Raw genomic sequence first — 17,061 nt, forward strand, 5'->3', positions numbered from 1 at the left:
ACCATCACCCTTTTCTAAGCTGCCTACGCGGCAGTGAATGCGCACACCCAAGCGTGGAGCACCATCACCCTTTTCTAAGCTGCCTACGCGGCAGTGAATTCTAGACACGACGAACCGCGCACCTGCCAGCATTTCTAAGCTGCCTACGCGGCAGTGAATGCGGTGGTGGCCTTGTAGACATGGCCGTTGGTTTTCTAAGCTGCCTACGCGGCAGTGAATTCGGACACCGCATGGCGGGCGGCTTGGTGGTATTTCTAAGCTGCCTACGCGGCAGTGAATGCGGTACGGGCCGCCAGGTCGACGGTTGCGGGTTTCTAAGCTGCCTACGCGGCAGTGAATCCGTCGGTCGCGGCGGTCGCCTGAATCAGCGCTTTCTAAGCTGCCTACGCGGCAGTGAATGTGCCGCAGCAGAACCAGTACTACACTGGCATTTTCTAAGCTGCCTACGCGGCAGTGAATGCGCCGACCACGCTGGCCGGGTACGGCATCACTTTCTAAGCTGCCTACGCGGCAGTGAATGCAGGCGGTTGTGAAGTCCAGCGGTTCTACTCTTTCTAAGCTGCCTACGCGGCAGTGAATATTGCGTCCAGGTCGCCCGCGTAATCCAGGATTTTCTAAGCTGCCTACGCGGCAGTGAATGCGGATGCCCCGGTGGACGTCTGCTTTGCCCATTTCTAAGCTGCCTACGCGGCAGTGAATGTTCCCAGGTCAAAATCACTTCGCGCTCGTCGTTTCTAAGCTGCCTACGCGGCAGTGAATACGGGCGGGCGCAACCCGAACAACACGGTGCTTTTCTAAGCTGCCTACGCGGCAGTGAATGCGCAACTGCTCGGGGACCACAAGGACATGCTTTTCTAAGCTGCCTACGCGGCAGTGAATGCGACTCATCGGCGATCCAGCGCTGTTGGTACTTTCTAAGCTGCCTACGCGGCAGTGAATGGGGCGGGCAGGCCCTGGGGCGCCTGCTTGTGTTTCTAAGCTGCCTACGCGGCAGTGAATAGGTCCTTCAGGCGCGTGGCCATGTCGAGCTTTTTCTAAGCTGCCTACGCGGCAGTGAATCAGGCGGCGGCCATCGGGGCCGGTAACGACGCTTTCTAAGCTGCCTACGCGGCAGTGAATTCCCCGGCACCGATCCCGGCGCGCGTCTGGTTTTTCTAAGCTGCCTACGCGGCAGTGAATTCGGAAAGGTCGGCAGTTTGGGATGGGTTGACTTTCTAAGCTGCCTACGCGGCAGTGAATACGACCACCAACCGGCTGCTCGCCACCTTCCATTTCTAAGCTGCCTACGCGGCAGTGAATTAGGCAGCTTAGAAAGTGACCCCCAGCGTCACTTTCTAAGCTGCCTACGCGGCAGTGAATGTGCCGGCGGAGACCCAGCGCTATGCCCTGGCTTTCTAAGCTGCCTACGCGGCAGTGAATGACTACGAAAAAGACAACACAGAAGCCCCCTATTTCTAAGCTGCCTACGCGGCAGTGAATCCTTCTCCTAGGATGTCGCGAATTGCGCGTATTTTCTAAGCTGCCTACGCGGCAGTGAATTTCATCCGCTCGATATTGCGCGTCGAGTCGTCTTTCTAAGCTGCCTACGCGGCAGTGAATTCGCCAGCGGGCACAGCATCCAGGCGTTCAGCTTTCTAAGCTGCCTACGCGGCAGTGAATCCTGGGCGTACCTGTCGAGTGGGGCGGCAACTTTTCTAAGCTGCCTACGCGGCAGTGAATCTGGCCCTGTGGGCCGACCACGACGGCACCGTTTTCTAAGCTGCCTACGCGGCAGTGAATTTCTCTTTCTCGGTGTTGCCTTGGTTGTCCCGTTTCTAAGCTGCCTACGCGGCAGTGAATGAAGGGGGCCGGGTCGGCGACCCAGCGCTGTTTTTCTAAGCTGCCTACGCGGCAGTGAATTTCCGCGGCCGGGCCTGGTCGACCAACGATATTTTCTAAGCTGCCTACGCGGCAGTGAATTGCCGGCGGAGACCCAGCGCTATGCCCTGGCGTTTCTAAGCTGCCTACGCGGCAGTGAATCGGGCGGGATCTGTTGGCGGCGGTAACCTCCCTTTCTAAGCTGCCTACGCGGCAGTGAATCTCTGGTGGGAGGACTTTGAGTGGCTCCCCCTTTTCTAAGCTGCCTACGCGGCAGTGAATGTGACGGCCCGCGGCGCCTTCGCGGACTTCCTTTTCTAAGCTGCCTACGCGGCAGTGAATCCGATCCCAGCAGTAGTTGGGCTGCGCCGCCTTTTCTAAGCTGCCTACGCGGCAGTGAATATGCCGAGCTGCTTGACCGCCACATGGATCATTTTCTAAGCTGCCTACGCGGCAGTGAATAACTCCCAGCGCGAGCTGGTGCTGCGCCAGGATTTCTAAGCTGCCTACGCGGCAGTGAATCTGCGGGGCGCGGGTGGTGCGCGCGCCCTGGTTTTCTAAGCTGCCTACGCGGCAGTGAATCCCGGTCACGACCTGGCCGCCGCCCTGGTCGATTTCTAAGCTGCCTACGCGGCAGTGAATGCGGGCCATTTGTCCCGGGGTCGCACGGCCGCTTTCTAAGCTGCCTACGCGGCAGTGAATAAGGCGTGAAATCGCGCAAAATTATGATTTTGCGAGATTTATGATGTGTCTTTGGCGTTTCCCCCTATTTTGATCTAGGCCCTAAGTTGCTGATTCTTAGGATCACATTCGTGGTCCGAAAAAAAGGGTCAGAACCAAGGGACGGTGGAAGCAGGGCTGAGACCATAGTAGCTGAATGGGCCGTCTACAACCTCGCTACCTGGCGGTCGGTGCTCGACAAACAGTCGGAAATTCTGCCCAGTGCTTCGGCTTTTCACCGTAACATACGGTAAATCAAGCCGTTCTGCCTTATCCTCCGGGATGGCTCTGGATGCCTCTGCTGCGCTGATGCCTTTGCGGCGCGCCAGGCGGCGGCGCAACCGCTCAGGACTGCTCTTGGCCTGGACGCGCCGCACGACGCAATAGCTGACCGTTGCCGGAACTGGCGCCGGGCCATGAATCTCGGTGTGATCGGTCATCCCGGTCAGCCAGTTGCGCGCCATCAGTGCCCGCAGGTCGGCGGCCGTGCCGTGCAGGCGCAGACGGTCGCCAAGGCCCGGGTGTTCCGGGTCCGCTCGCACGCCGGGGAAGCTGATCCCGATCCTTGTGCTGTTACCATCAAAGAGTGCACGGTGGAGTTTGGCGAACAAGGCACTCATGAGTACCGTGGTCTTGAACTCCGGGTCGGGCAGTAGCCGTAGCTCCACGTAGTGATCCATGGTTCAGTCCTTCTCCGAGTCCCCGAAGACGCCGCCGCGGATGAGGTTCGCCATGACGTAGTGCTGTTGTTCGATGGCGGGCACTTCGTCCTTCAGCACCCAACGGTCGAGGAGATTGTAGAAGTCGACCCGTTGTTTCGGTTGGCGGTAGGCCTTGCCTTGGGAAGTGACTGACCCGTAAGGCTCGACGGCGATCGGCCCCAGGTTGTCACCGTCATCGGGATACCAGGTATCGATGGTGCGCAGTGCGTTGCCGATCTTCTGACTGTGCATGGCGGCGACGGTGCCGACGCTATAGAGTGTCTTACTCTTCTGGCCCTTTTGCTTGTCGCCCCGGTCCAGGATCAACTCCTGGGACGGGTAGACCTCCTGCCCGTCGCCCATGCGGGCGTAGGCGGTCACTTCCAGCAAGACATAGGCTGATCCGGCCAAGCCCCGCGCGATGACGGCGGCGAGTTCCGCCACGGCGGCGTCCGCCGGGGGTGGGGGTGCATCGGCAGTATCGAAACCGCGCAGGGACAGGCTCAGGGCATTGAAGGTCCAGCATCCGGTTTCCTTGCCCCGCTCCAGATGGCGGATGCGGACCGCGACCTCTTCCGCGCCCATGCGGTTGCGCCATAAGAAGCGGCCGTTGGCCAGATTATGCGCGTAACGTCGGGCCAGTTCGGCAAAGCCCGAGGTTTGCGCATAGCCCTGCACCGTTGCGCGCAGCTTTGCCTGGTAGTCGGCATTGTTGCAGGCGGAGGGTATGCCGGCCCCGCCGAGCACCCGCAGGGTGAAGCGGACCTGGAGCGTATCAGACTGATTCGGAAGAGTCGAAACATCGACGGTTTGCAGGTTCGGGGACTGGATCGAGGCATCGAGCTTAGCCGAGTCCTGCTGGTCCTTGGCCTTGAGCCGGTTGGAGATGGTGCCGCGCACGGATTTCTCGCGCAGTCCGATGGCAGGCCAATGGGCGGCGTTATCCCGGTCCTCCCAGCGACCGGCGTAGAACAGTGCGTCGGAGGGGTCCAGCTTGCGCTCGAAGGCGAGGACGGAGGCGGTCTTCAATACGGTCTCGGCGTTTTTGGCCATGGTGCGGGTCTCCTTATGCAATGCCATTGCTGGCGGTTGAAATGGTGTCTGGATAACGGTTGATGCAGCGATAGAGTCCGGCCGCGGGGTCGGTTTCCAGGTGCCACAGAATCTGCTTCAGTTCGGTCATTCGGTGTGGGCTGCGCCATTCGCCAAGCGAATAGAGACTCTCGACGAAGCGGAAGGGGGTTTCATTGTCGCGGCTATTGCGCACGGTGCCGGGCGGGTAGAGGGGAGAAAGGGCGGCATAGCCGACCGGGAGGGGGACCAGCCAACCGGGGCGCTTGCGGACCTCCCATTGCACTGCGTCCGGCTTATCGGGGTCGGGCACGGTGGGTTCGATGTTGAGCCGGGAGAGGTCCAGTAGGGCATCCAGGGCGGTGGCGTCGGGTTGCCGGGCGCGCATCTCGGTCAAGCGCTCCGCCAGCAGATCGTCGCGCTGCACCAGGGCAAAGCCGGGCAGCAGGCGGCGGCGCAGTTTACTGAAGGCTTTGACGTTGTCCTTGGCTGCGTCGTACCACTCGATCCAGGCGGGTTCCTGGCGCTGGTCATAGCCGGGCAGAACGCTGCCGCCGGCCAGGCGCATGGAATGTACCGCGGTGGGCAGGGCTTGCATCAGTTCATCACGGTCATCCTGGTCCAGGTCGGTGCGCACCGCAATCAACAGGCTGAGGTCCAGATGGGCGCGGCCTTCCTCGACAATGGCGGCCGGCTTGTCCTCGAACTTCTTCCAGCCGGCATAGACCGGGTTGCGGGTCAGGCGCAGGACCTGATTGCGGCGCCCCGGGGGGCTTACGACTTGCGGCTCGAAGCGGTGGCAGACGATGCCCACACCGCCGAAGGCGACCGCGAACCGCTCGCGCAGCCGGCGCTCCAGTGCATGGACGAAGCCGGTAAAGGCGGTGGGGGCCGGAAAACCCCAGGTCAGCGGGCCGGAGACGGCGTTGGCGTTCTGCACGCGCAGCCGCGGGAGCAGCAGGAGGGCGGCGGTGTCAGTCATCGAGGTCCAACTCCTCGCGCATCATGCGCAGTTTGCTGTCCAGGACGGTGCCCCATTCCTGGTGCTCGGGGTCGCCCATCGGGGTCCGGTCGGTGTTCAGGCGGGCATTGAGCCAGTTGCCGAACCGGTCGCAAATGGCATTGCGCCACTCGCTTGCCGCGCGTGCGGCGGCGAATGCCTCGTCCTCCAGGCTGCGCCGCGGGTCGAGCCAATAGCGTTCGTCCAGGTTCAGGCGGCAGTCGGCATGGCTGCTCCAACCAGGGGTCAGGTCGTGCAGCTCAGCCGCGAACTGCACCAGTTCATCGCGGATCAGTTCGACCAACTCGGCGCGGGTGTTGCGGATATCCCAGTTATTCCGCTTTACATCCTGTACGCCACTCAGAAACTTGCCGAGGATCTTGGTGAGCTGATACACGCGCGGCCGGCGTCCGAACCAGTGATCGAAGACCGTCTCCACCTTGAGCGGAGGCCGGACCGGATCACTGTGCCAACTGGGCGGTACTGATGCGAGCAGATAGTTCTCGCCATAGCGTTCGCTGTTGAGTTGACTGATGTTTTGTGGCTTGGTGCCGCCGAAGTTCTGGATGGCAAAATCCGGGTATTCGTGAAAACCGTAGGGGTGGGGTTGCTGGTTGCGCCGGGCCTCGCGGGCGGCCTTGGCCGAATCGGAGAACCGGTCTTCCCGGATGGTGGACCAGACCCGGTGCACCAGGCTGGTGGGAAACAGGGGGGACAGCAGGTGGTATTGCCCGTCGGCCAAGGGCCAATAGACCTGTTTGGCGAGTGTGTGGGAGGTCGGCTCTCCCTTGGGTGAGGCGAGTCCGGCGAAGGCGGTTAGCCAAGCTTGGGCCTGTTGCACATCGTCGGTCAGGGCCGCCGCTAATGCCGGATCGGCATCAATGGCGCGGGCCAGGAGGGTCTTGCCGTCGAGGTCCAGGCGCAGGAATTTGTGTACGTCCAGGGCGGCGGCATTGCCCACCACGTCGGGGACGCCGTTGCCGTTCAAGCTGTGGGTGCCGACCCAAGCGTCCCCAGCCCCCAGGTTGCCCTGACTGCTGAGACTGGTGCCGCGGGCGTCCGGATGGGTGTACTTGAGCCCATGGGTGACTTGTTGGATCTGGCCCACGCGGTGGGCAGCGTCGGCGATCCAGGTCTCGGGCTGGTGGCTGTCCAGCAAGGCTTGACGCTTGTCGTCGTCTTTGCAGGCGTCCAGTCTGGTCTTGAGCCGTTCTTGAAGAAATCCGTCGATGAGAGCCCGGATGCGAGGGGCATCAGGCGGGGGGGCTGAAGGCGTGGCCATAATATCTCCGAAATTCTACGACGCCAGGCAACTTACAGGTTTTAAAATCTACATGAGCGGCAAACGTTAGTCCTCCTTCTTAGAAAAGTCAAGAACCCTGAAACCTTGCGGCAGTGGCATACTGAGGCGCACTGCCGTCTCCGAAACAGCGGAAGAAGAGGCAGCTCAGAAAAGGCAACTTACTGGTTATACGGATGATATCAGCGTTTACTGCCGCATAGGCAGCGTCGAGGACGGCACCGGGGCGCCGGACGCACGCGGCCGTTTCGTCCACTGCCGCAGAGGTAACGCAGGATTATTTGAAGCGGCTGAAACCGAGCGCCTGGTGGTAATACCAGCCTTGGTCACAGCCCTTTTCGGGCAAGTCCAGGGTGCCGAATTTTCGGGCGCACGCGGGTGTCTCCAGGCCCAGGGCCTCGGCGAGGGCCTCCAGGGCGGCGCTGTAATCAGGCTCGCCCCAGAAGCTGATCCGGGGGCCTGGTTGCGGTTCGATGTCGTGCTTCAGCTTGCTCTGCGGCGTTGTTGAGCCATCTTTTTCAAAGCGCCGGAACTCGATCTCGCCGTCATCGTCAGGCAGCAGGCCGTAGCGCTGGCGTCCCTGGGGGTCTTTGCGAAAGGGGTCGGTGCGCTGAAGTTCGCCGGTGAGCGCGGCCCGGGTTTTCCACCACAGATGCACCGGGTTGACCTGTTGCTCGCCGTCCCCGTGGTCGCCCAACATCAGGGCGCGCAGGCAGGCGTGTTCCAGATCGGCCAGGTTCTCGCGGGGCAGCAGCGGGGTGCGCTCCCGGATGCGCGGTGAGGCGTCGATGACGCTCAGTTGGGCCTCGGTCAGCAGGTCGGCGAGGTCATGCCGGTCCAGGGGAAACCCGTCAGACTCGTAGCCGGGACGGCAGTAGGCGGGCTCCCGGGCGCCCCGTTCCAGGTGGCGGCAATTAGTCTCCAGCAGGTGGATATTGGGCGTTGAGCAGGGGCCGCTGCGATGCCGGCGCACGCGGCCGGCGAGTTGGATGATGGAGCGCATCGACGAAGGCTCGACGATGGCCCAGTCGTAGTCGTGATCCCGGCCCACCTCGGCCACCGCGGTAGCGATGACGACGAAGACCTGATCCGGTTCGGGATGGTCGCGCAGCCAGCCGCGCAGGTCGGGGTCCTGAAAGATCGCATCCTCGTCCTTGCGGTTGAGCAGGCGGTCGAGACGGCGCTCGATGCCGGAGCGCACCAGCAGCGGGTGTTGGGAGTGATAGACGCACAAGTGGCTGTGTTGCCCCTCGGGTGCGCCCAGGGCATAGACGGCTTGGGCGGTCAGGACCAGCGGGTCGATGTTTGCCATGCGGATCAGGCCGAAACTGACGCGCTTGCCCGTCTGCGGGTCAGGGCGATGGTGGGCGGCGTGCAGTGCGGTGACCTGATCACGCAGGGAGACGGCCAGGGCCTGGCAGATGGCCTCGCGGGTTTGTCCCATGGCGATGGACAGGGGGTAGATGACAGCCCGCCGGCGGCGCTCGGCCTTTGCCAGCTTCTCCAGCCGTCGATCGACGAAGGCGTGATGGGCTGCCGCGAAGCCCTCGTCCGTCGCATGGTCCCCGGCATCGGCATAGAACTCGTCGAACCAGGCGCAGCAGATCGGGAGTTTTTGCCCGGGTTCGCCGCGGTTGTCTTGATAGATCCGCCGTCCCTCCCGATACGCTTGAAATAGCCCCTCGATCAGGGCGGGCGGCAGCGTTGCGGAAGACAACAACAGACGGCCGCCGAGCAGGCCGGCCCAATGCACCAGGCGGGTGAGCGCGGGTAAGTCCTCGAGGCCGAAGTCGTCCGGTTCGTCGAGTACCAGATCGCCGCTCATCAGGCGCAGCATTGGGGCGATTTGCCGTCCGCCGCGGGTGCCCTCGGTGGCCGGCATCAGATGATCGATGGTGCAGATGAGGATGGGTGCATTGAGTAGCCGTTGGGCATCGGGGCTTTGCTGCAACCAACGGTTGAGTGGGCCGTCTTCCAGGCTGCCTTCAAAGTGCACATAGTCCTGTTCCGCGAACAGGTCCGCGCTGGATTCGGAACCGACCTGCTCCAATGCCCGGTGGTGTTCGTGCAGTTCACGGATGGCGCCGCCGCCCACGAGAACGGCCATATCCTCGGCACCGAGCCCCAGGCGCTCGCGGTAGGCATCGCCGGTTTGCAGGGTCAGGGTGCGCAGTCCCAGGGCGATGCTGAAGCGGGCGCCGAGTTGGGGATGCGACAGGGCGTAGAGTATCCGGCCGTTGGCCAGCGTCTTACCGCAGCCGGTCGAGGCCATGTCGACCCCAAAGAAGCCTTGCTTTGCGGCGCGCGGTTGCAGACTCAGTGCCAGGTCAAAGGCGCGATCCTGCCAGCGGAAGTCCGGATCCTTCGAGCGTTGCCGAAACCCCTTGTGACGGGCGATCCGTGCCAGTTGCTGTTCCATACGCGGCAGGCTGCGCACGATGCGGGAGGCATGGACCTCGACTCCGATCAGGTGCTCGTCCAGGCGCTGCTTCAAATGACCGGTTTCCCTGTCGGTGTTGGCGTACAGGGGAAATGCCGCATCCCCGTAGCGTGCATCGGTGGGTTGGCTGGAGTAGTAGTGGTCCGCCAGCATCAGCGCCAGGCGCGACAGGTGCAGCACGTACGGGTTATCCAGCCACCCGTCGGCCAATAGCGCGGGGCGCGACAGCATAGCCTGGGCGGTCCGGCTGACACGCGCACACCAGTGACGACTGGCGAACGGGAGGCCGTGGCGAAAGGTCCAGCAAGCAAGCTTGTCCTTTGGGCTGGCATCGTCGCGGCTACCGCACCACTCGGCGTTGATGCTCTTTTGACTTTCTTTCAGTTCCTTAGCCTTGAGACCAGCGTCGTACTCGGGGTTGGCGGGCATTCGGTGATGGGTGAGGATCAGCCAACCCACGGCCTGCGCGAGGGGTGGCAGTTTTGTCAGTGGGGCCGATGGTTTTTGCTTTAAGTCGTCGCGCACTAACCGGGTCCGCAAGTCCACAGTGGGATTGCTTGCGAATTCGACCAGGCGTTGCAACCATTGGCGATCGTCGTCCTGCCCGACAAAGGCCTCGAACAGGCGTAGCGAGATCCATTCATGGCGGTAGGCGTCCGCCATGGGTTTGTTGTTCGTGAGCTTTTTTTGGAAGGCCTCGTTCGCCTTGCCCGGGTCATGAAACAGGGCGGCGAGTGCGGCGAGCAACTGGATGTCTGTGGCATGGTGCCAGTCATTCTCATCACCGGCACGCAGCACGTCCCGCTCCGTGGTATTGGTGGGGGTGCCGCCGTCGGCGTTGAAGCGGCGATTATCGCCGACCACCCAGATCAGTTCGCTATGATCCTTGCCGCGGATCCAGAGACAGGCCACGGCCGTGTTCTTACGGGCGCTCTTGCGCAACAGACGGTGCAGGGTCTCCAAGCCCTGTTTGGTGATGGCCGTCTGCCAACTGCGCTCACCGCGCCGCTCGGCGAAATTGTCGAGGATGCGACGGGTCTCGGTGAGCGCGTTCTTGCTGCACTGCGAAATGAGCATGACGTTCATATCGCGGCGTCCGTCAGTTCGTCGGCGATGCCCTTGAGAGAGTCGATCATGAAATCGAGCGCTTCGGTACGGGTGAGCGACTCGATACAGGAGCGGCGGAAGGTCTGTTCATCGTCGCCGTGCATGGCCGAGATAAAAGCTTGGGGCAGGATGGTCGCGTCTTTGATCAAGTCCGCGGTATCGAACACCAGACCGCCGCGGCGGGTCTTGCCGTGGAGTACCGCCAGCCCGTGCGGCAGGCCCAGCACCCAGGTGGCCGTGGCCGCCAGGCCATAGGCGAGATAGTTGCCGTGATCGAGAAAGCGATTGGCGGGATCGGTCCCGGTGCCACGCTTGGCACGGACGAAATCGCCGTAGCCAACGGCCTGCACCGCCAACTTGAAGAGCTGTTTGGTCAGCCGCGCTTCCTCGGTCAGTAGGGCAGTGACATCGACCGCGCCCGCCACGCCTTCCAGTGAACGCTGAAGTAAGGGGTCCAGACGGCTGGCATCAATCGCGAAGCCACTGCCGGCCAGGGTGCGGTCGGTTAGCCAGAGGTCGCGAATCCGCGTCAGACGTAAGCGCTGGATCGCCTTCGCTGCGGCGAGGCGACGCGCGTCGTCGAACCAGAAACGCACCCAGGCCTGAAGGTATTCCGTGGGACGGTACTCGCTCTGGGGCGAGAACCAAATGATGTCGGTATCGCGCTCGATGGCGCTGAAGAGCGGGGTACCGCCGCCGCCGCTGAAACCGACCAGCACCCCGGCCTTGGCGAGTTCGCGCATTGCTGCCTGGGTGATGGAGGTGCCAGTCCCGAGCAGCAGACAAGTCGTATTGGCAATAGGGATGTTCCAGTATAGCGCCCGCTTCCCTTCGTCAGTGACATATTCCACCCGGCCGCCGTTGACCAGTACCCGGCAATGTTCCAGGTAATAGAGGTTGGCGCGCTTGGAGTGAAGGATGGTTTTGAGGTCTGATGGTGTCAGCTCGTCCATACCGGATGATCGCTCCTCACGATGATGCTAAATCTTCAACACTACCACACATTGGTCACCGCGAACCTTTGGCCCGTCGAAGATGTGGAAGTAACCCGGTACAAGCAGTCCTTGCGAACACAGCAATTCAAGCCAGTCCGCGGGCTCCTCCGGGCGGTAGAACCACACCAATCTCCCTTGCAGGAGGCCGGAGCGGAGCGAAGCCGCCGGGTCAGCGCGATGCATGTCGGTCGAGGAGGCAGCAATGGACTTCGTGCCGGGCTGGTGCACGGTGCTCCCGGGGTCGGGCTACGTGGTGGCCCCGATGGCCTCTACCGTTCAAGCCTCATTGTCCGCAATCGCGCGGTCGATCTCGGTCCCGTGGAGTCGGGCATAGGTCCAGGCGTTCGCCAGGTCCTCGGCCCTCAGGGTCGGGTAGCTTGCCAAGAGTCCGGCCTCGGTCATGCCCAAGCGTCTGGCCTGCTCCAAGACCCACACCGGGATCCGGGTGCGGATGATCCGTGCTTCGCCGCCGCAGATACCTGGGGTCGCGTCGATACCGGGCGCGGCCCCGGTCAGGTCGAGCGCAATCCATTGCAGCAGTTGCGCCTTTTCGCCGATGGAAAGCCGTGGCAGCAGGCCCTCGATAGTGTTTAGCGGTGTCTGCATGGATGGCCTCCAAGTCAAAACAGCGTGCGCAGATCCAGCACCACGCCGGGCAGCGCGGCAATCTCTACCCGTGACAGGTCGGTAACGCGCAACCGGCGGGTGTAGCGACCCTCCTCCGGGTCCAGATGGACGTCGAAGTGGCGCCCGGGGCAGTCGATGATCCAGACCTCGGGGATCCGGAAACGGGCATAGAGCGGTAACTTGGTGCGGCGGTCGTGGGCCAGACTGGACTCTGAAACCTCGATCAGGAGCAGGCAATCCTCGGGCCCGGGATGGGTCAGTTCGTAGTAGTCGTCCCGGTAGCGCAGCAGGGCCAGGTCCGGCTGGGGGGCCGTCAGGCGCCCCAGCACGACGGGGTTCTGGGTCGAGACAATGGCCTGAGCACCGACCGCAGTCGTCAGCAGGCGATTCAATCGGTTGGTTTTGCCCGCATGGATCGGACCGATGGGCGGCATGTCGATGAGATCTCCCTCGATGAGTTCGACCCGCGCGTCCGGGCCCAGGACGCCGGTTTCCCCCATGCGGAAATATTCATTCACAGTAATGGCATGCCGCTTGGGACCAGGGGCCAGCGGTGGTTCGATCGGGACGGCGATGGCGGTGGACATCCGCAACCCTACTCCTGCTCAAGACGTGGGCCCAGATTAGACCAGCCGGCGCGGGCGCGAAAGTCCGCGGCGGGCGGAACTGCGCGGGATCGGCCAGGAATCAGGGACGGGGTGAATACCCCGTCCCGCGTGGAATACCCCGCCTCGCCTGGACTTTACCAAGCCGGGGCGCCGTAAGGCGCCCCGGCTAACGCTTCTTCGGCGGCATCAGGTCGGTGATGGACCCATGCGCCATCTCGGCGGCCAGCCCAATGGTCTCGTTGAGCGTCGGGTGCGGGTGGATGGTGAGTCCGATGTCCTCCATGTCGGCGCCCATCTCCAGCGCCAGTACGGTCTCGCCGATCAGTTCACCGGCGTTTACGCCGACGATGCCGGCGCCGAGGATGCGGTGGGTCTGCGGGTCGAACAGCAGCTTGGTCAGCCCTTCCTCGCGGTGGATGCCGAGCGCCCGGCCGCTGGCGGCCCAGGGGAAGACGCCCTTCTCATAGGCGATGCCCTGTTTCTTGGCCTCGGTTTCGGTCAGTCCCATCCAGGCGATCTCGGGGTCGGTGTAGGCGACGGAGGGGATGGTGAGCGGGTCGAACAGGGCGGGCAGGCCGCAGATGACCTCGGCCGCGACCTTGGCCTCGTGGGTTGCCTTGTGGGCCAGCATGGGGTTGCCCACCACGTCGCCGATGGCGTAGATGTTGGGCACATTGGTGCGCATATGGCCGTCGACCGGGATGAAGCCCTGGGCGTCCACGGTGACACCGGCCGCCTCGGCGTTGATCGACTTGCCGTTGGGGCGGCGCCCGACCGCGACCAGGACCCGGTCGTAGGTCTCCTCCCCCGGGTGCTTGCCCTCGAACACGACCTTGATGCCTGCGGCGGCGGCGTCCATGCGCGCGACCTTGGTTTCCAGCAGGATGCGCTCGTAGCGCGGCTTGACGACCTTCTCAAGCACCCGCACGAGATCCAGGTCGCAGCCGGGGATCAGCTGGTCCTGCAGCTCCACGACATCGATGCGCGAGCCGAGCGCCGCGTAGACACTCGCCATCTCCAGACCGATGATGCCGCCGCCGACGATCAGCAGGCGCCCCGGGATGTCCCGGATTTCCAGGGCCCCGGTGGAGTCCATCACCCGCGGGTCCTCGTGGGGGAAGCCGGGGATGCGCACCGGACTGGAGCCGCAGGCGATGATGCACTGGTTGAAGTTGACCGTGACCCGGCCCTCCCGGGTCTCGACGCTGAGGCGCCGCGGGCCCTCGAAGCGTGCGCTGCCGGTCAGGATCTGGACCTTGCGCTGCTTGGCGAGCGCCGCCAGCCCCCCGGTGAGCCGGGCGACCACCTGCTCCTTGCCGGCGCGCATCTGATCCAGGTCGATCGTGGGGGGCCCGAAGGTCACGCCCATCACGCCCAGGGCCTTGGCCTCCTCAATGATGGCGGCGGTGTGCAGCAGGGCCTTGGAGGGGATGCAGCCGACGTTGAGACAGACCCCGCCCAGGGCGCCGTAGCGCTCGATCAGGACCACGCGCTTGCCGAGGTCCGCGGCGCGGAAGGCCGCGGTGTAGCCGCCGGGTCCGCCGCCGATGATCGCAATCTCAGTGCTGATGTCCTGGCCCTGAGCCTGGGTCTGGCCGGGGTTCTCTGCTGGGGTGGATTCGCTCATGGTTGCTCTGCCTGGCCAAGGGTTGATCTGGGGTCCGTGCGCCGCCGCGGCGCGAACTGCCCCAATGCTAACCGATGGGGCGCCGTCTGGGGCAGGTGATGTGCTTCGGCGGGCCTCTGGTATAGTCTGGAGTCCCTTTGCGCGCAGTGGAGTTCAGTGACCATGCCGGCGACACTCAAGGCCATCGCGGCCGACATCACAACGCTCGCCATCGACGCCATCGTCAATGCGGCCAATGCGTCGCTCCAGGGCGGCGGGGGCGTGGACGGGGCCATCCACCGCGCCGCCGGGCACCAACTGCTGGCCGAGTGCCTGACGCTGGGCGGCTGCGCGACCGGCGACGCGCGGCTCACCGGCGGCTACCGGCTCCCGGCCCGCTATGTCATCCACACTGTCGGCCCCGTCTGGCAGGGCGGCACCGCGGGCGAACCGGACCTGCTCGCCGCCTGCTACCGCCGCTCGCTCGAGGTCGCCGCGGCGGCCGGGGTGCGCTCGCTGGCCTTCCCCAGCATCAGCACCGGCATCTACGGCTACCCCATCGCCGCCGCCGCCCGCATCGCCGTCGACACGGTTCGGGCCGCCCTGCCGCGGCATCCGGGGATCCGGGAGGTCATCTTCTGTTGCTACTCTCCCGCCGATCTGGCCGTCTACGCGGCGCTGCTCCTGACTGTTCGCTGACTAGGCCGGACAGGTATCTGTCAGCGGCCCTGGATTACCCTGATTCGCACGATAATATAGCCCTCGGACGTGATCGCCGGACGTAGGGGCGGGTTTCAAACCCGCCCCTACACCAGGAGCCTGTCCGGATATCAGGTGCGAAGGCTATAATCCGCGCCGCTTCCACAACAAGGGCTGCACATGAAAGTCAATCGACGTCATTCGAACGGTCAGAGATTTATGCACCAGGCGCTTCGGTTCGGCCTCGTCGGCGCCGCCGCCCTGATGCTCGGCGCCTGCGATCAGGGCGAGCCGCCCAAGGGGCCAGCAGGCACCGCGGGGACCGCCCCGCAGGCTCAGCCGGGCCTGATCGAGCGTGCCATCGGTCTTGGCAAGGACGCGACCAGGACCATCACCGAGCAGGCCACCGCGTCGGTGACCGGTGCGGCCTCGCAGGCGAGCGCGGCCGCGTCCGACAAGGTGAGGGCGGTTGCCGACTCGGCCCTGATCCGGGGTACCGGGCTGGCCGAGGTCACCACCGTCAAGGCGCAGGAATGGATCGACCAGGCCAAGTCATTCATCGCCAAGGACAGACCGGACCTCGCGGCGGCTGTCATGGACAAGCTGCGGCTGGTCAAGTCGGCGCTGCCCGCGGGCCTGGGCGCCGAGATCGACCGGCTCGACGCGCTGCTGAAGGGCCCCGCCAAGCAACAGCCAACCGCGACCGCCCCGACCCCGGCCGGCCGTTAGGCGGTCGGCAGTTTGGCACCAGGTTTCGCGCGGGGCCGCCGCTATCCTGCCTTCGACCGGTCGGCCCTGCGGTGCCTGGTTGCGAAGTCCCCCGAATTGCGCACCGCCGCTGGTGGACTGCGCTGTGCTTGTCCACCCCGGCGTGCGGCCGCCAGTCCGACAGCTTAAGCCCCCTCGCTTGAGACTCGCCGCGACCGCTATCACATAGGGCGGTTGCGGATATCGCGTCGGCCGCGGCCCCAGCCCGGTGCCGCCGGCTCCCTCGATCGAGTCCCCGTCCTCAACCGTCCTGACCTGAAACACAGGAGTTCCAAATGGATCAACGATTTCCCCGAGCCCCCCGCCTGACTGAGACCGTCACCAAGGTGGTGGCGTTTTACAACCCCCGGACCTGGAAAGAGAAGGGCCTGTGGTGGACCCTGGGGCTCTTTGTGGTCACCTATCTGGTGGTCATCGTCGCCCTCGGCGTCTACTGGTCCCGCTCGCCCGCCGGGTTCGATGTCAGGGAAAATGCCCTGAAGCTGGTCGGCAACGACCCCGCCAAGCTGGTACCCGGCAGTGTGACCACCGCGACCGCCATCGGCATCACCGAGGTGCTGCTGAACAAGCCCGGGGGCTATCTGACCAACGACATCAGCCCCCCCGGACTCTACCTGGACAATATCCCCAACTGGGAATTCGGTGTCCTGACCGAACTGCGCGACCTCACCAGCTCGCTGCGCAACGACTTTGCCCGCGCCCAGACCCAATCGGTCGAGGATGCCGATCTCCAGGTGGCCGAGCCCAAGTTCAACTACGACTCTGAATCCTGGATCTTCCCGTCGTCGGAATCGGAGTACCGCGACGGCGTCGCGTCGCTGAAGCGCTATCTGGTGCGGCTCTCCGACAACCAGCAATATGACGGCCAGTTCTTCGCGCGGGCGGACAATCTGACCGACTACCTGCAGGTGGTCAGCAAGCGCCTCGGCAGCCTGGGGCAGCGGCTGTCCTATGCCGTCGGTCAGGCCCAGCTCGATACCGCGCTGGCGGGTGACCCCAATGCCCGCCAGTCGACGCCGGTCCCGCAGCAGACGCGGACCAAGACCCCCTGGCTCAAGATCGACGACTATTTCTTCGAGGCCCGCGGCTACACCTGGGCCCTGCTCCAGAGCCTGAAGGCGATGGAGATGGACTTCGCCCCGGTGCTCCAGGACAAGAACGCGCTGGTGTCGCTCAAGCAGATCATCCGCGAGTTGGAAAACACCCAGAAGCCCATCTGGAGCCCGGCGATCCTCAACGGCACCGGGTTCGGGCCCATCGCCAACCACTCACTGGTGATGGCGTCCTACATCTCCCGTGCCAATGCGGCGATCATCGAACTGCGTAATCTGTTGGTGCAGGGGTAGCAGGACGCATCCCCATAGCCTTGCGGCCGAGCCCCGCGGGGGTTCGACCTCAATGCCGTTAAGTTAAGCCGCGCCGGCCTTGATCATAATCCCGGCCAGCGGCGTGCGTAGTCAGGGCTTCCAGCCCTGACGGTGTCAGGCCAAGATGGCCTGACTACGCACCCGGCGAGCCCAAGCGGCCGGAATCTTGATCGACGCCGCCGCGCCGACTCCCAC

At 64.0% G+C, this 17,061-nt stretch carries 12 protein-coding genes and 1 CRISPR repeat array; of the genes, 3 read left to right on the top strand and 9 right to left on the bottom strand.

The genetic code is table 11. The features are described from left to right. The first annotated feature begins 11 nt into the window (after window positions 1-11). A CRISPR array of direct repeats spans window positions 12-2,559; the repeat unit is 28 nt; unit sequence TTTCTAAGCTGCCTACGCGGCAGTGAAT. 128 nt (window positions 2,560-2,687) lie between these two features. The 9 genes from cas6f to lpdA form a co-directional block, all read right to left on the bottom strand. Beyond that, window positions 2,688-3,257: a type I-F CRISPR-associated endoribonuclease Cas6/Csy4 gene (gene cas6f, locus QZY48_RS23595; RefSeq protein WP_295435678.1), complete on the bottom strand. Its 570-nt coding sequence runs from the start codon at window positions 3,255-3,257 to the stop codon at window positions 2,688-2,690. Window positions 3,258-3,260: 3 nt separating this feature from the next. Next, entirely contained in the window at window positions 3,261-4,358 is a 1,098-nt protein-coding gene (gene csy3 / locus QZY48_RS23600) for a type I-F CRISPR-associated protein Csy3 (protein ID WP_295435680.1), read from the bottom strand. Continuing rightward, complete coding sequence (gene csy2, locus QZY48_RS23605) at window positions 4,345-5,331, bottom strand: type I-F CRISPR-associated protein Csy2 (RefSeq protein ID WP_295435681.1); 987 nt, start codon at window positions 5,329-5,331, stop codon at window positions 4,345-4,347. Before csy2 ends, csy3 begins: the two co-directional genes overlap by 14 nt. Beyond that, window positions 5,324-6,631 carry a type I-F CRISPR-associated protein Csy1 gene (csy1, locus tag QZY48_RS23610; RefSeq protein WP_295435683.1) on the bottom strand — a complete coding sequence of 436 codons (1,308 nt, stop codon included), beginning with the start codon at window positions 6,629-6,631 and terminating at the stop codon, window positions 5,324-5,326. The genes csy2 and csy1 overlap by 8 nt, the downstream gene beginning before the upstream one ends. 295 nt (window positions 6,632-6,926) lie before the next feature. Then, window positions 6,927-10,175 (bottom strand): type I-F CRISPR-associated helicase Cas3f, encoded by a 3,249-nt coding sequence (cas3f, locus tag QZY48_RS23615; protein WP_295435685.1) that lies wholly within the window; start codon window positions 10,173-10,175, stop codon window positions 6,927-6,929. Next, a complete protein-coding gene (gene cas1f / locus QZY48_RS23620) occupies window positions 10,172-11,149 on the bottom strand; it encodes a type I-F CRISPR-associated endonuclease Cas1f (protein WP_295435687.1) in 978 nt (325 codons plus the stop codon). Before cas1f ends, cas3f begins: the two co-directional genes overlap by 4 nt. Before the next feature lie 318 nt (window positions 11,150-11,467). Beyond that, window positions 11,468-11,797 (bottom strand): DUF433 domain-containing protein, encoded by a 330-nt coding sequence (locus QZY48_RS23625; RefSeq protein ID WP_295435688.1) that lies wholly within the window; start codon window positions 11,795-11,797, stop codon window positions 11,468-11,470. A gap of 14 nt (window positions 11,798-11,811) precedes the next feature. Then, window positions 11,812-12,405: a Uma2 family endonuclease gene (locus QZY48_RS23630; RefSeq protein WP_295435690.1), complete on the bottom strand. Its 594-nt coding sequence runs from the start codon at window positions 12,403-12,405 to the stop codon at window positions 11,812-11,814. A 187-nt stretch (window positions 12,406-12,592) separates the two neighbouring features. Next, window positions 12,593-14,053 carry a dihydrolipoyl dehydrogenase gene (gene lpdA / locus QZY48_RS23635; RefSeq protein ID WP_295435692.1) on the bottom strand — a complete coding sequence of 487 codons (1,461 nt, stop codon included), beginning with the start codon at window positions 14,051-14,053 and terminating at the stop codon, window positions 12,593-12,595. Window positions 14,054-14,215: 162 nt separating this feature from the next. On the opposite strand from lpdA, the gene QZY48_RS23640 reads away from it, so the two are divergent. From QZY48_RS23640 to QZY48_RS23650, 3 genes are all read left to right on the top strand, one after another. After that, window positions 14,216-14,731, top strand: coding sequence for an O-acetyl-ADP-ribose deacetylase (locus QZY48_RS23640; protein WP_295435694.1), 516 nt, complete (start codon window positions 14,216-14,218; stop codon window positions 14,729-14,731). Window positions 14,732-14,950: 219 nt separating this feature from the next. Further along, window positions 14,951-15,460 (top strand): hypothetical protein, encoded by a 510-nt coding sequence (locus tag QZY48_RS23645; protein ID WP_295435696.1) that lies wholly within the window; start codon window positions 14,951-14,953, stop codon window positions 15,458-15,460. 314 nt (window positions 15,461-15,774) lie between these two features. Beyond that, on the top strand, window positions 15,775-16,845 hold the full coding sequence (locus QZY48_RS23650; protein WP_295435698.1) for a DUF2333 family protein: 1,071 nt from the start codon (window positions 15,775-15,777) through the stop codon (window positions 16,843-16,845). Window positions 16,846-17,061: the final 216 nt, after the last annotated feature.

Origin of the sequence: uncultured Thiodictyon sp., from assembly GCF_903828115.1 — a bacterium.
In the GTDB taxonomy this organism is placed as follows: Bacteria; Pseudomonadota; Gammaproteobacteria; order Chromatiales; family Chromatiaceae; genus Thiodictyon.

Coding starts and splice junctions, on each gene's coding strand:
- lpdA (WP_295435692.1), bottom strand. CDS start 14,053: ATGAGCGAATCCACCCCAGCAGAGAACCCCGGCCAGACCCAGGCTCAG.
- cas1f (WP_295435687.1), bottom strand. CDS start 11,149: ATGGACGAGCTGACACCATCAGACCTCAAAACCATCCTTCACTCCAAG.
- csy1 (WP_295435683.1), bottom strand. CDS start 6,631: ATGGCCACGCCTTCAGCCCCCCCGCCTGATGCCCCTCGCATCCGGGCT.
- QZY48_RS23630 (WP_295435690.1), bottom strand. CDS start 12,405: ATGTCCACCGCCATCGCCGTCCCGATCGAACCACCGCTGGCCCCTGGT.
- cas6f (WP_295435678.1), bottom strand. CDS start 3,257: ATGGATCACTACGTGGAGCTACGGCTACTGCCCGACCCGGAGTTCAAG.
- QZY48_RS23650 (WP_295435698.1), top strand. CDS start 15,775: ATGGATCAACGATTTCCCCGAGCCCCCCGCCTGACTGAGACCGTCACC.
- cas3f (WP_295435685.1), bottom strand. CDS start 10,175: ATGAACGTCATGCTCATTTCGCAGTGCAGCAAGAACGCGCTCACCGAG.
- QZY48_RS23640 (WP_295435694.1), top strand. CDS start 14,216: ATGCCGGCGACACTCAAGGCCATCGCGGCCGACATCACAACGCTCGCC.
- QZY48_RS23625 (WP_295435688.1), bottom strand. CDS start 11,797: ATGCAGACACCGCTAAACACTATCGAGGGCCTGCTGCCACGGCTTTCC.
- QZY48_RS23645 (WP_295435696.1), top strand. CDS start 14,951: ATGCACCAGGCGCTTCGGTTCGGCCTCGTCGGCGCCGCCGCCCTGATG.
- csy2 (WP_295435681.1), bottom strand. CDS start 5,331: ATGACTGACACCGCCGCCCTCCTGCTGCTCCCGCGGCTGCGCGTGCAG.
- csy3 (WP_295435680.1), bottom strand. CDS start 4,358: ATGGCATTGCATAAGGAGACCCGCACCATGGCCAAAAACGCCGAGACC.